Origin of the sequence: Clostridium sp. OM05-9, assembly GCF_003481465.1 — a bacterium.
GTDB classification, from domain to species: Bacteria; Bacillota; Clostridia; order Lachnospirales; family Lachnospiraceae; genus Coprococcus; species Coprococcus ammoniilyticus.
The window spans coordinates 210,768-225,256 of sequence record NZ_QULF01000004.1 but is presented as its reverse complement, the minus strand read 5'-3'; the positions used below and the strand labels follow the sequence as shown (position 1 = coordinate 225,256).

The 14,489-nt window shown below is 43.2% G+C and carries 9 protein-coding genes; all 9 read left to right on the top strand.

Annotated features, from left to right (window positions below; all coding sequences use genetic code 11):
• Positions 1 to 466 precede the first annotated feature (466 nt).
• Positions 467 to 5,842, top strand: a complete 5,376-nt coding sequence (locus tag DXB77_RS08260) for a glycoside hydrolase family 9 protein (RefSeq protein WP_182439457.1) — start codon at positions 467 to 469, stop codon at positions 5,840 to 5,842.
• Positions 5,843 to 6,076: 234 nt separating this feature from the next.
• Positions 6,077 to 7,564 (top strand): threonine synthase, encoded by a 1,488-nt coding sequence (gene thrC / locus DXB77_RS08255; protein WP_118615796.1) that lies wholly within the window; start codon positions 6,077 to 6,079, stop codon positions 7,562 to 7,564.
• Positions 7,565 to 7,947: 383 nt separating this feature from the next.
• Positions 7,948 to 8,367 carry a 6-carboxytetrahydropterin synthase QueD gene (gene queD, locus DXB77_RS08250; protein ID WP_117808473.1) on the top strand — a complete coding sequence of 140 codons (420 nt, stop codon included), beginning with the start codon at positions 7,948 to 7,950 and terminating at the stop codon, positions 8,365 to 8,367.
• Between the two features lie 139 nt (positions 8,368 to 8,506).
• Positions 8,507 to 9,175, top strand: a complete 669-nt coding sequence (gene queE, locus DXB77_RS08245; protein WP_118615798.1) for a putative 7-carboxy-7-deazaguanine synthase QueE — start codon at positions 8,507 to 8,509, stop codon at positions 9,173 to 9,175.
• Positions 9,176 to 9,253: 78 nt separating this feature from the next.
• A complete protein-coding gene (gene folE / locus DXB77_RS08240) occupies positions 9,254 to 9,835 on the top strand; it encodes a GTP cyclohydrolase I FolE (protein WP_008401371.1) in 582 nt (193 codons plus the stop codon).
• A 13-nt stretch (positions 9,836 to 9,848) separates the two neighbouring features.
• Complete coding sequence (gene queC / locus DXB77_RS08235; RefSeq protein WP_117808471.1) at positions 9,849 to 10,529, top strand: 7-cyano-7-deazaguanine synthase QueC; 681 nt, start codon at positions 9,849 to 9,851, stop codon at positions 10,527 to 10,529.
• Between the two features lie 68 nt (positions 10,530 to 10,597).
• Positions 10,598 to 11,509: a diacylglycerol kinase family protein gene (locus tag DXB77_RS08230; RefSeq protein WP_117808470.1), complete on the top strand. Its 912-nt coding sequence runs from the start codon at positions 10,598 to 10,600 to the stop codon at positions 11,507 to 11,509.
• A gap of 34 nt (positions 11,510 to 11,543) precedes the next feature.
• Positions 11,544 to 12,896 (top strand): phosphoglucosamine mutase, encoded by a 1,353-nt coding sequence (glmM, locus tag DXB77_RS08225; protein WP_117808469.1) that lies wholly within the window; start codon positions 11,544 to 11,546, stop codon positions 12,894 to 12,896.
• 111 nt (positions 12,897 to 13,007) lie between these two features.
• A complete protein-coding gene (purF, locus tag DXB77_RS08220; RefSeq protein ID WP_008401375.1) occupies positions 13,008 to 14,483 on the top strand; it encodes an amidophosphoribosyltransferase in 1,476 nt (491 codons plus the stop codon).
• Positions 14,484 to 14,489 lie beyond the last annotated feature (6 nt).

Genomic DNA, 14,489 nt, shown 5'->3' with positions numbered 1-14,489 from the left:
TCTTCTATGATCGGTTATGACTCATTTCGTTTCTATTCGATACACTCATCTATTTGTCAGCAGTCGCCCTAACTCACCCTGCGGGTTCAGACAAGGGCTTGGTGCTGACAGCTAGAGTGTATCTCATTACGAAACTACATGAATGTCATTCCCGATCATAGAAGACTGTTACCATACATGGGCTTTATCTGTTATACATGTTATGCAGAAATTGTGCTTGCACATATTTCTATATGACGGCCAGAATTCATCGCGCAGATAAGTATCCGGACCTTATATTTTGTCCCGTATGTACGAAAATAGAGGGGAATATTTGTGAGATTAGGCAGGCAATTTTCATTGTGGGATCTGGCAGTTATTGGTATAATTAATTTAACTGCGAATTTATAGAAAAAGCTGTTGCAGACAGGTAATGGATGAGTGGGGTATTGCTGGAACGGCTTTTGAGAAAAAGGAAGGAGAAGGTATGAGCAGACAAAGGGACAAATGGGTTACAAGGGTCATAGCATGGATGCTGTCATTTGCAATGGCAGTAAGCCTTGTGGTGATTCCTTCAGACAAGACAGAAGCAGCGGGGGAGACGATTGCGCTGTCTTACAGTACGGATCAGGTGACAGCAAGTGGAAATGTGGATAATCAGGTCAGCCTTGATCTTGGAAATGGCGGATACAGCGATCTGTCGGAGCTTAAGAGTGCGGGGCTTACCAAGCTTCGTGTCAGCTTCGAGGTATCATCAGCCGATGGAACCGGAAATATTGGCGGACAGGCGTTTGTAAATGCGAAAGGAACATGGAAGGGTGAATGGATCAATGTGAATGCAGGCTCCGGCACTCAGACCGTAGAACTGGACTTGACACAGTTCTATAGTAAATCAGGTCAGTTATATAATTTTGGTTTTCAGTTTGAAAATGTAACAAGTATCACATACAAGATCAAAGAAGCGGTTCTGGTAAACTCAGGCAGCAGTTCAGGTGGAGATTCCGGCAGCGGTTCCGATTCTTCTGATTTTGGAACAGAAAGAGAGTATTCATCAGGTGTGACAGCAACCGTGAAGAATCAGGGAACACCAAGCAATGACTGGTCAGGCTTTGAAATGGCGATCAGCAATAATACGGGAGCATCGATCTGTGACTGGATCGTAGTATTACAGGTACCATCCGGTACAGCTTCGGCATTTAAGTGTTGGAATGCAACCTTTGTGGCAGATGGTGATACGATCTATATGTATCCGATGCAGAGTGGGGGAAATGCAGTCCTTGCGGCAGGAACAATGCAGAATGATATACCAGGTGGTGGATTCGCAGCAAAATATGTAGATGCATCCAGTATTCAGGTAAAGGGAGTTTATTATAACAAAGGAACTTCATCTTCTGTAGATTATTCCCAGGGAGATACCAATGATAATACAGGCGGCTCCGGCGGTTCCGGTGGTACCTCATCCGGTGATACCACAACGAATAAAGATCTGGATGTAGAATTCAACTATGCAAAGGCATTGCAGGAAAGTCTGTATTTCTATGACGCAAATATGTGTGGTTATCTGGAAGACACCTGTGCACTTTCCTGGCGTGGAAACTGCCATACCTATGATAAAAATGTAACATATACAAAGAATGGAAAAACCTACAATGTAGATGCTTCCGGTGGTTTCCATGATGCAGGCGATCATGTGAAATTCGGACTTCCACAGGGATATGCAGCATCCATGCTTGGAATGAGCTATTATCAGTTCAAGGATGCATTTGACGAGCTTGGTCAGAAGGAACATCTGAAGAAGATCACGGATTATTTCTGCGATTACTTTAAGCGGTGTACAGTGTATGAGGGAGATCAGGTTATCGCATTCTGCTATCAGGTAGGTGACGGTAATACAGATCATGGTGTATGGACAGCACCGGAGGGACAGACGATCAGTCGTCCGGCATTCTTTGCAGATGCGAGCAATCCGGCTACAGATGAAGTGAGTGTTGTGATCGCAGCGCTGGCATTGAACTATATTAACTTTGGAAATAATGAGGATTTAAAGACAGCAAAGGATCTCTTTACATTTGTAGAGAAAAATAATAAAGCATGTGCAACCGAGGGCGCATCATCATTTTATGCGTCTACGTCATATGGTGATGACTATGCACTTGCAGCAAGTGCGCTTGCTGTTGCTACAGGCAATACCTTTTATAATTCAGTTTATAATACATACAAAGATAATTCCGGGAATGGTGTGAATCAGTACTGGGTGATCGACTGGGCAAATACCGGAGCACTGGCATGTATGCTTCAGAAGGATACTGCAAAGATTGCAAGCATTACAGATGTATGCAAAGGCAAGAGTGCCATCGATGGAGTATTTAACTGTGTTAGTGACTGGGGCTCCTGCAGATACAGTGCAGCTGAGCAGTTTACCGGTCTGGTATATGATAAGCTGACAGGAAAAACAACATATGCAGATTGGGCAACCAGTCAGATGAACTATATGTTAGGAGATAATCCGAATAAACGATGCTATATCGTAGGCTATAATGAGAACTCCAGTAAATATCCGCATCATAGAGCGGCATCCAGATCGACAGATTCGAAGATCATAAATAGTGATCATTATACGCTGCTTGGAGCATTGGTAGGAGGACCTGGTGCAAATGGAACCTATAAAGATGATCAGGGAGATTATTATTGCAATGAAGTAGCACTTGATTATAATGCCGGACTGGTTGGTGCGGCGGCAGGACTTTATCTGGTTCACAAGAATGATAAGACAGTAAAGTTATCTTATGCAAAGAAGAATGCAACGAATTATAGTACAAAGACAGCCTCTGCGGCAGAACTTGCTGCTGTAGGCGTGAAGACTTATTACGGAACAAATTCCGGTGATGATACAGAGGAAGAAGTAAAGGCAACAGAGATCAAGCTGAATCAGGAAACCTGTGCGCTGACAGAAGGGGAAACAGTTACACTTCGAGCAACGGTCATACCAAAGACAGCGGAACAGAAGGTTACCTGGAAGTCTGAGAATGAAAAGATTGCAACGGTTTCGGATGTCGGAAAGGTAACTGCTCTTGCAGCAGGAACAACAACGATTACGGCGGCAACGATGGATGGGACCAAGCTTACGGCAAGCTGCAAGCTTACGGTAAAAGCAGCACCGAAGGCAGTATTTTCAACAGACCAGACTGTACTGACCTGTGCACCGGTTATTTATGGATATGAGACCGGTTCTGCGGCAGAACTGGTATTAGAGAATAAAGGAGATGCAGATGGAACTGCAGCGCTTCAGTTGGAGAAAGGTGCAGGAAGTGCATTTGCGTTATCCGGCGACAGTGAAAGAAAGCTTGCACCGGCAGGAAAAACAACTGTGATCGTATCATTAAAGAATGGTAAGGATGCAGGTACTTACAGTGACAATCTGCTGATAGAGGCAGATAATGGACAGTCCTTTCAGATTCCGGTATCTGCAACGGTTGCGAAATGTCCGGTAACGGGAATTACATTCCCGACAGCAGGAATGATCGTAACCGGTCAGACTCTTTCTGAGTCAGAATTATCCGGTGGAGATGAGACCTATGGAACATTTGCATGGGCAGATGCAGCAGCGAAACCGGAACGAGGAACGTATCAGGGACAGGTGGTATTAACCCTTCGTTCCGATGCAAAGAAGAATTATGCATTTGATCAGATCACAGGGTATGATGCAGCAGCAGGAACGATCACACAGAATGTGACGGTAACAGTCAGCAGAGCAGGACTTCCGGCTATCACATTCCCGGAGGCTTCCGAGCTGGTATATGGACAGAAGCTTTCTGATTCTGCTTTTGCAGGCGGTTCAACCGAGTATGGAACATTTGCATGGAGCACCCCGGATGTAACAATGGGCGAACAGGAAGTAGCAAATGGTATCAATCAGTATGAGGTTGTATTTACATGGAGTGATACAAGCAAAAAACAGTATCAGATCGAGGACTCTGATGAAGATGCCGTTTATAAAAAGATAGTTTCTGTAAAAGTACGAAAGACAGAACAGACAGCAGTTCCGGATACTGTGACACTTCTTGCAAGAACAAAGGATACGATCCGGATCTCCGGTCAGGCGGGTGTCCGGTATTCAGTGGAAGGAACAACGTGGAAGCAGGCAGCTTCCAATGGAGAGACAATTGAATTTGCCGGATTACGAAGCTTTACAAAGTATACAGTTTCAGGCAGCTATGCAGAAACTGCAACTGCATATGCAGGAAAAACAGTGAAATTGCTTACGGTATATACACTTGTTCAGGATCCATATACGATCGATATAGCAAAGATTGCGGACAAAGAATATCAGGATGCATTACGGACAGATGATGGCAGAACAACAGTCAGCTATACGGATCCGGTTCTCACACTTACGGAAGATGGCAGGGACTATGTGATTACAGGAAAGAATAAGGAGCTTGTTATTAAGGCAGATAGAGCAACAAAGATCACATTGAATCAGGCGGAGGTTGGAGCCGTTGCGATCATCGGAAATGCAGATGGTAAGACGGAGATCATAAGAAAAGGAACGGTAACGATCGCAGGTAATGTCGAGACGGATGGCGGACTTGTGATCAGCGAAAATGGATCCCTTACAGTATCCGGTAAGATATCTGCAGCAGGAGATATAACGATCAAAGGCGGAAGGGTATCGGTTGATGGAGGAGTCTTGGCAGGTGGTACAGTTCTGATCCGGGATGCAGAGCTTGCTGCAGGAACAGATGAGACAGGAACGGCGATCAAAGCAGATACTGTACGGATTGAGGATTCCAAGGTAACGGTCGGAGCAGATCAGGTTACAAAGAATCCACCGATCAAATCAGACAATATTATTCTGGTCGGAGACAATACAGTAGCATCCTCTTCAGGTTCAAAGGATATCTTTTCGTCGAAACCAAAGGATGAAAATGGAGATGAGATCCCGGATACGATCCTGATCGAGAAGATCACGTTAAATAAGACCAGCGTGGTATTAAATATTGGTGATACAGAACGGATCGCAGTAGCGGCCGTTATACCGGCAAATGCAACACTGAAGACATTTGACTGGAAAAGCAGCAACGAGAAAGCGGCAAGTGTATCACAGACCGGTGAAGTGAAGGGCGTAAGTGCCGGAACTGCAATTATTACAGTAACAGCAAAGGATGGAAGTGGTGTTACAAGCTCCTGCACCGTTACGGTAAAGAAGAAAGAAACAGTAACACCGACACCAACGCCGAATCCGGAAAAACCGACAACCGAGAAACCAACGATTGAAAAGCCGACGACCGAGGAACCAACAACAGAAGCACCAAAGAAGACGGTCAAACCGGCAAAGGTCAAGATTCAGGCAGCAACCAAAAAGATAGCTCCGGGAAAGAAGCTGACTTTGAAAGCAACCGTTACACCTAAGAAAGCGACAAATAAGAAAGTAAAATGGACGATCCGTAAATCGGATAAGAAATATGCATCTATTAACAGCAAGGGTGTGCTGACAGTGAAGAAAGCTGCTAAGGGAAAGACGATCAAGGTAACAGCAACAGCAGTCGGTAACAGTAAGGTGAAGGCAACCTATACGGTTAAGGTTATGAAAAAGGCAGTTAAGAAGGTTACGATCACATCGAAGAAAAAGGCAGTAAAGAAAGTAACGATCAAGAAGAAACAGTCTATAACCTTAAAAGCAAAGCTGACTCCAACAAAGGGAATCAGTAAAGAAGTGACATGGACCTCCGGTAATCCGAAGGTTGCAAAGGTAACAGCTAAGGGTAAGGTAATCGGAAAGAAGAAGGGAACGGTTAAGATCACAGCAAAAGCAAAAGACGGAAGTGGTAAGAAAGCAACCATTACCATTAAAGTAAAATAATTAATTCCATTTGTAACAGAAGGGAATAGAAAATACAGATGGCGGAAGATCGATCAAATTCTATAAAATATAAAAAACAGATTTGAGAGATACCTCCGCCGTCTTGTGTTTTGAAAATGGGTATGCTATAATGTGGACGCTTGCAGGTCGAATTCAGGATGTCTGGATGAAAGCATCGGAAAAAGAAAGCCTGCATAAATCAAAAGAGTAAATAAAACAGAAGGAGAGTGCCATATGGAATTGATATACAGAAGTACAAGAAATGCAAATGAAACAGCAACCGCATCAGAAGCAATCTTAAAAGGTCTTGCAAATGAAGGAGGATTATTTGTTCCTGACAGTATTCCTGCTCTTGATGTCAGTCTTACAGATCTGGCGCAGATGAACTATCAGCAGGTTGCTTATGAAGTAATGAAGCTGATGTTTACGGATTTTACAGAAGAAGAGTTAAAGCATTGTATCAATTCAGCATATGACAAGAAATTTGATACACCGGAGATCGCACCACTCGTACATAAAGCAGGTGCATATTATCTGGAATTATTCCACGGTTCAACGATTGCATTTAAGGATATGGCATTATCCATTCTTCCTTATCTGCTTACAACATCCGCAAAGAAGAATCATGTAAAGAACGAGATCGTTATTCTGACAGCTACTTCCGGTGATACAGGAAAGGCAGCACTTGCAGGATTTGCAGATGTACCGGGAACAAAGATCATCGTATTCTATCCAAAGCATGGTGTAAGCCCAATCCAGGAGAAGCAGATGGTAACCCAGAAGGGTGAAAACACATTTGTCGTAGGAATTACAGGCAACTTCGATGACGCACAGACAGGTGTTAAGAAGATGTTCTCAGATGAGAAGCTTGCTTCATACATGGACGAGAAAGGATATCAGTTCTCATCCGCCAATTCAATCAATATCGGACGTCTGGTTCCGCAGATGGTTTATTATGTATATGCATATACAAGACTGGTTAAGGACGGTACGATCCAGGCTGGCGACAAGATCAATGTTGTTGTACCAACCGGTAACTTTGGAAATATCCTTGCAGCATATTATGCAAAAGAAATGGGACTTCCGATCGCGAAGTTCGTATGTGCATCAAATGACAATAAGGTATTATATGATTTCTTTACAACAGGTACTTATGACAGAAATCGTGAATTTATCTTAACAACATCACCATCTATGGATATCCTGATCTCAAGCAACTTAGAGAGACTGATCTACAAGATCGCAGGAAATGATGCAGAGAAGAATGCAGCACTGATGAAGCAGTTAAGCACAGAAGGTATATATACGATCACAGATGAGATGAAAGCAAAGCTTGCTGAATTTGCGGGCGGTTATGCAACAGAAGCAGAAACCTCGGCAACGATCAAGAAAGTATATGAGTCGGATTCTTATATCATGGATACACATACAGCAGTAGCAGCAACCGTATATGACAAGTATGTAAAAGAAACAGGAGATAAGACTCCTACGGTTATCGCTTCTACAGCAAGCCCATACAAGTTTACAAGAAGTGTTATGGAATCTATCGATGAAGCTTATGCAGCAAAGAGTGACTTTGAATTAGTCGATGAGCTCTGCAAGTTATCCGGTGTAAAGGTTCCACAGGCAATCGAGGACATCCGTACAGCTCCTGTTCTTCACGACACAGTATGTGACAAAGAAGAAATGGAGAGCGTCGTAAAGAAGTTCTTAAACATCTAAAAACAGATGCCGGTCAGATATGACAGGCAATACAGAAACAGAATAAATGACAGTTCATTAATACCATCCTGTCACTAAACAAAACTAGGAAAAAACGCGCATGAAGGGCATTTTCCTATATGCGCGTTTTTTACATAGGAATGTTATATTGCACAGCTGTCAGTTTGTACGATGTAATCGCCCGACTTGTTTCGTTTCTATTCGGCCTGCACGCCTATTTGTCAGCAGTCGCCCAAACTCACCCATACGGGTTCAAACATGGGCTTGGTGCTGACAGCTAGTGCAGGTCTCATAACGAAACTACACAAATGTCGATGCTTATTACATCGTGCAAGCTGACAACTGTGTAATATAACATTCGAAAATAAAAGAAAGAGGAAGATATGTACAGTTTAAAGACAAATTCAAGTTTTGACAGCGCGCATTTCCTTGCGGGCTATGAGGGTAAATGCAGAAATCTGCACGGACACCGCTGGACGGTTGAAGTTGAAGTCGGCGGCGAGAAGCTGATGCAGGACGGACAGACCAGAGGCATGGTTGTAGATTTTGGAGATCTGAAAAGGGATCTCAGAGAGAAAACAGAAGGGATGGATCATTGCCTGATTATGGAGAAAGGTACATTGAAGGAAAAAACGATGGAAGCACTGGCAGAAGAACAGTTCCGTATCATCGAGCTTCCGATGCGTCCGACAGCAGAGAATCTGGCAAAGTATTTTTATGAATATATGGCAGATAAGGGATATCAGGTGCTTCGTACCACAGTTTATGAGACCCCGACCAATGCAGCGACGTATATGGCATAATAGCAGAAGAAAAACTATATAGCGTAAAATAATATAAGACAAAAAAGACTTAGAATAAATAACAGGCAAGATCAAGGATGTCATAATAGATAAATGACATCGAAGGATATCATATACAAAAAGTAAGAAGGAAATAGAAATGGCAAAATTTAAAGTAGCAGAACGATTTGTCAGCATCAACGGTGAATCCGTAAAAGCCGGAGAACTGGCGGTATTTATTCGTTTTACAGGCTGCAACCTGAATTGCAGTTACTGTGATACCAAATGGGCAAATGAAGCAGATGCCCCATACGAAGAACTGACGGATGCAGAGATCTATGACTATATCAAGCGAACCGGAGTCAGAAACGTGACATTAACCGGTGGAGAACCGTTGATCCAGGAGGATATCGATAAGCTGCTCCTGATGCTGGCGATGGATGAGAAACTTCAGGTAGAAGTAGAGACAAACGGGAGTGTGGATATCGCAGAGTTTAAAGCGTTGACAGACCGGGTAGCATTTACACTTGATTATAAGCTTCCGGGAAGCGGAATGGAAAGCAATATGTGTTTCTCCAATTATAACTATATTGATAAGAAGGATGCGGTAAAGTTCGTATCCGGCTCGATCAAGGATCTGGAAACAGCAAGAGACATTATTCATGAATGGGCATTGGATATCAAATCAAACGTCTATATCAGTCCGGTATACGGCAAGATCAATCCGGAGGATATCGTTGATTTTATGATCGAGAATGAAATGAATGGTGTAAAATTACAGTTACAGCTTCATAAGTATATCTGGGATCCGGAGATGCGTGGAGTGTAAAACGGATGAAACCGCAGATATTGATATTAACATATTATTTGGATAATCGATTAAGAGTAATAAGAGAATGGAGTAGAAATGGCAATTGATAAAGAAGCAATAAAGGAGCATATTCGTGGAATCCTTGTAGCACTTGGTGATGACCCTGACCGGGAAGGCTTAAAAGAGACACCGGACCGTGTTGCGCGAATGTATGAAGAAGTATTTGAGGGAATGAATTATACCAACGATGAGATTGCTGAGATGTTTGGCAAGACATTCAAAGAGGAAGATGCGGCACATACAAGTGATATGGTATTCGTAAAGGATATCGAGGTGTTCAGTTACTGCGAACATCATATGGCACTGATGTATGATATGAAGGTGTCAGTGGCATACATCCCACATGGCAGGGTCTTAGGACTCAGCAAGATCGCACGGATCGCAGACATGGTAGCGAAGCGGTTGCAGCTTCAGGAGCGGATCGGATCCGATATCGCATATGTGGTTGGAAAGGCAGCAGGCTCACCGGATGTAGCCGTATTGATCGAGGCCAATCATAGCTGCATGACAGCAAGGGGCATTAAGAAGCCGGGAACGAAGACCTATACAACGACGTTCCGTGGAGCATTTGAGAATGATGTGAATTTACAGAATAAAGTATTGATGATGAACCGATAGGAGGATATGAAAGATGCAGAATTTGAAGAACAGAGATGAAGCAGTTGTTGTATTCAGTGGTGGACAGGACAGTACGACCTGTCTGTTATGGGCACTTAAGAAGTATAAAAAAGTATACGCAGTATCATTTGACTATGGACAAAAGCATGTAAAAGAATTAGAATGTGCAAAGAAGATTGCTGAAAAATTTGGAGTAGAGCATCATATTCTGGATATGAGTCTGTTGAATCAGCTTGCACCAAATTCATTGACAAGAAGAGAGATGAAGGTAGACGAGAATGCGCCGGAGGTCGGTACACCGAATACATTTGTAGATGGAAGAAACATGGTATTCCTGACATTTGTAGCGATCTACGCAAAACAGAAGGGCGTCAGCGACATCATAACAGGTGTCAGCCAGAGTGATTTCTCCGGCTATCCTGACTGCAGAGATATTTTCATCAAATCATTGAATACAACACTGAATCTTGCGATGGACTATGAATTCGATATTATCACACCATTGATGTGGATCGATAAGATGGAGACATGGAAGCTGGCAGATGAACTCGGCGGACTTGATGTTATCAGAGATATGACACTTACTTGTTATAATGGTATTCCGGGTGAAGGATGCGGTCATTGTCCATCCTGTAAGCTCAGAAAAAAAGGATACGATCTTTACATGGAATATAAAAAGAATCACAATGCATAAAGCATAAGTCAGACGGGAACAGAGCAATCGGATAAATGTGTTCCTGTAAACAGTAATGAGGTATGAATATGAAGAAGATGCTGTTTATTGTAAATCCCAAAGCGGGACGAACAACTTTGAAGAATTGTCTTATAGATGTGATAGATGTCTTTTGCAAGAAAGAATATGAAGTCAGAATTTATCTGACACAGGGAGTCGGCGATGCTGCCCGTGTCGTAAAAGAAGAAGGAGAGAACTACGATGTGATCGTATGTGCCGGAGGTGACGGAACGCTTGGTAATACAGTCACAGGATTTATGGAATGTGGACTGAACCGGCCGCTTGGCTATATCCCATGTGGCTCGACAAATGATTATGCCAGAAGTCTTGAGATCCCGAAAGAAGCAATCGAGGCAGCAGAACAGCTTGTCACTGCCGCACCTTTTTCAGTAGATGTCGGAGAATTGAATAAGAATTATTTTGTCTATGTTGCAGCATTTGGCATATTCTCTGATACATCATATGCAACCCCTCAGAATATGAAGAATATTTTAGGACATGCGGCATATGTATTACAGGGTATGAAGAGTCTTGTAAATGTTCCCACATATAATCTGAAGATAGAATTTAATAACCAGACATATACCGGTGAGTTTATGTTCGGTATGATATCGAATTCAGTATCGGTCGGCGGATATAAAAGTCTGACCAGCCATGGAGTTGAATTCGACGATGGTTTATTTGAAGGAGTCCTGATTCGCAAGATCCAGAATCTTGCAGATCTCCAGAGAATCATCAATTCGCTGCTCCTTGGAAATACGAATGAGACCAATATGGTAGCATTCCGAACCAATCGTGTCGTGATCGAGAGCGAAGAACCGATCGCATGGACACTGGATGGAGAGTATGGCGGGGAGTATACCACATCCGAGATCTCTGTACATCGGAGAGCAGTTTCTCTGCTGGTATCACCGGAAGAAGAAAAAGAAGAAGTTAAGTAGTTCAAACTGAGTTGAAAGAAAGAGGTTTACAGTTATGGGTAAATATTTTGGAACAGATGGATTCAGAGGTGAGGCAAATAAGGATCTTACTGTACAGCACAGCTTCAAGGTCGGACGTTATCTTGGCTATTATTATGGCAAGAAGAATCCGGAAGGCAAGGCAAAGGTGGTTATCGGTAAGGATACCAGACGTTCAAGTTATATGTTTGAATATGCATTAGTTGCGGGCTTAACGGCAAGTGGTGCAGATGTATATCTGATGCATGTAACACCGACGCCAAGTGTTTCTTATATTGTCAGAACGGATGGCTTCGACTGTGGAATCATGATCTCGGCAAGCCACAATCCATACTATGACAATGGTATCAAGATCATCAATGGCATGGGTTACAAATTAGAGGCTGCGGTTGAAGAAGAGATCGAGCGTTATATCGATGGTGAGATTCCGGAGATTCCACTGGCTACAAAAGAAAATATCGGATGCACGATTGATTACTCTATGGGAAGAAACCGTTACATGGGATACCTGATGACGATCCCTACCCGATCCTTTAAGAATATGAGAGTTGGCCTGGACTGTGCAAATGGTGCAGCCTATCAGGTTGCAAAGGCAGTATTTGATGCACTCGGAGCAAAGACCTATGTAATCAATAATGATCCGGACGGAACCAATATCAATACAAATTGTGGATCTACCCATATTGAGGGACTGCAGAAGTTTGTAGTAGAAAAAGGACTGGATGTAGGATTTGCTTATGACGGTGATGCAGATCGTTGTCTGTGTGTTGATGATAAGGGTGAGTTAGTAGACGGAGATAAGATCCTGTATGTCTGCGGACGTTATATGAAGGAACGTGGAGAACTGAATAAGAATACCATCGTAACAACGATCATGTCAAACCTTGGCTTATATAAAGCACTGGATAAGAAGGGAATCTCCTATGATAAGACAGCAGTCGGTGACAAATATGTATTTGAATCCATGATGGAGCATGGATATTCTATCGGCGGCGAACAGTCAGGACATATCATCTTCTCCAAATATGCAACGACCGGAGATGGTGTATTGACGTCTTTGAAGATCATGGAAGTTATTCTGGAACGCAAATGTAAATTATCAGAGTGCTTCAAGAGCCTGACGATCTTCCCGCAGCTTCTGGTAAATGTAAAGGTATCCAGTAAGGATGCGGTTATGAATGATCCGGATGTGCAGGCATTAAATCAGAAGATCGCAGAGGAGCTTGGTTCTGACGGAAGACTTCTTCTTCGCCAGAGCGGAACAGAACCGCTTATTCGTGTTATGGTAGAAGCAGAGAGTGATGAGCTCTGCAACAAATATGTATATCAGATGGTAGATCTGATCAAAGAGAAAGGTTATGCAATATAGAGAAAATGGCTGTTAATTTCCGGAATAATTTTTCACATTCCAACATTGACAGAAAAACAGAAAACGTATAAAGTCTTAGTGTGTTAAAAAATAAAATACGAGAGGCAAAACATGAACGAGAATATAAGATCCCATTATTTTGAGAATGATGACAAGATGCATGAAGAATGTGGTGTTTTCGGAATGTATGATTTTGACAACAATGATGTTGCAACCTCCATTTATTATGGATTGTTTGCATTGCAGCATCGAGGACAGGAGAGCTGTGGTATCGCAGTATCAGACACGGAAGGTCCCAAGGGGAAGGTAAGCTCCATGAAGGGCATGGGTCTGGTAAACGAGGTGTACACACCGGAATCCTTTGAGAAATTAAAAGGAAATATCGGTGTCGGACATGTCAGATATTCAACTGCCGGCGCGAGTACGATAGAAAATGCTCAGCCATTAGTCTTGAACTATGTAAAAGGTACACTTGGTCTTGCACACAACGGTAATCTGATCAATGCGCCGGAGCTTCGTAAGGAACTGGCACTTACAGGTGCGATCTTCCAGACGACGATCGACTCCGAGGTTATTGCTTATCATATCGCAAGAGAACGTGTGAACAGTGCAAGTGCCGAGGAAGCAGTTATGAAAGCACTCAGAAAAGTGAAGGGATCTTATTCACTTGTAGTAATGAGTCCAAGAAAGCTGATCGGAGCCAGAGATCCATTTGGATTCCGCCCGCTCTGTATCGGAAAACGTGATAATGCCTATATTCTTGCATCGGAAAGCTGTGCCCTTGATACGATCGGTGCAGAATTTATCCGTGATGTAGAGCCCGGAGAAGTCGTAACGATCTCACCGGAGTATGGTATTCAGTCCTATAAGGATATGTGTCAGGAGAAGCATGCAAGATGTATCTTTGAATATATCTATTTTGCCCGTCCGGATTCCGTATTTGACGGAATGGGAATCTATGAATCCCGACTGATCGCGGGAAGATGTCTTGCAAAGGACAGTCCGGTAGATGCAGATATGGTTGTAGGTGTTCCGGAATCGGGAAATGCAGCAGCTCAGGGATATTCACTGGAATCCGGCATTCCATACGGAACGGCATTTGTCAAGAATGGCTATGTCGGCAGGACATTCATCAAGCCACAGCAGAGCCAGAGAGAGTCCAGTGTCCGCGTGAAGTTAAATGTATTAAAAGAAGCGGTAAAGGGTAAGCGTATCATTATGATCGATGATTCCATTGTCAGAGGTACAACCTCAGACCGTATCGTAGGAATGCTTCGTGAGGCTGGCGCAAAGGAAGTTCATGTAAGGATCAGTTCGCCTCCGTTCTTATATCCTTGTTATTTTGGAACGGATATCCCGGACAGAGAGCAGTTGATCGCATATAACCGTTCGGTTGATGAGATCTGCAAGATCATCGGCGCCGATTCCCTTGCTTATCTTCGCAAGGAGCGGCTGGTAGAGATCTCCGGTGGAAGACAGTACTGCCACGGCTGCTTTACAGGGGAATATCCGATGGAGCCACCAAAGGAAGATATCCGCGGAGAACATGAGAATTTCAAACGCGGTGAAGATTCAAAAGTAAAATAAAGAAAT